Here is a 749-nt window from a genome sequence, read left to right on the forward strand (position 1 = left end):
CCACTGAATTGTGGTTAGTGCAGTGAGCTTTGCAAGAACTCTGGTGGCAAAGCCTTTGAATGATTTTGCATAGTTTCTGCGAATCATAAATTGATCACAAAGCTGAGAAAATAAGGTTTCAATACGCTTTCTGGTTTTCCGCATAATCCAAGGTAACTCCTTGTAATTGTTTTGGTTTTTTCTCATAGGCACATGTAACTTGATATTGCATGATTCAAACAAATCGATTTGTACATCGTGACTCAAGTAACCCTTATCACCATTTAGTTCGCAATCACTCATCAAATGTTTAAGATCATTCAAATAGTGGATGTCATGTACCGATGCAGGGGTTAAATCAAAGTGTTTGAAGACGCCTGCTGAAGAACAGACCGCATGTAATTTGTAACCATAAAAGTGCATTTGCTGTGAGGCACAATAACCGTGGTTGGGAGATGTTTTGATATCTTCACGACAAATAGTTGACCTGTTTGAGCGACTCATTTTGCAAACTTCAAGGGGCATAGAATCGATGATATAGTGGTTTTCTCCCTGGGTCATTTGCTCTGCCATTTGTTCCCTAAGTGATTCAATGTAAAAGAATAATCGTTTCTTTCTACGGTGATAAACTGACCGCTCAATGCACTCGCTTAATCGTTTTGGTAAACGCCGAAACAGCTCCCTTTCAGAATCGATATTCAGATATTCCGCAGTCAATATCAGCGCTATCACCTCAATGTCTGATAGTTTTGGAGTCCTGATTTGATTCA

At 39.3% G+C, this 749-nt stretch carries 1 protein-coding gene; it reads right to left on the minus strand.

Features of this window, described 5'->3' with window-relative positions; translation table 11 throughout:
- Positions 1–749: IS982 family transposase (locus IEV16_RS13295; protein ID WP_443093967.1), on the minus strand; the 749-nt coding region annotated here is incomplete at both ends.

This window comes from Marinicella pacifica (assembly GCF_014636635.1).
Lineage (GTDB): Bacteria > Pseudomonadota > Gammaproteobacteria > Xanthomonadales > Marinicellaceae > Marinicella > Marinicella pacifica.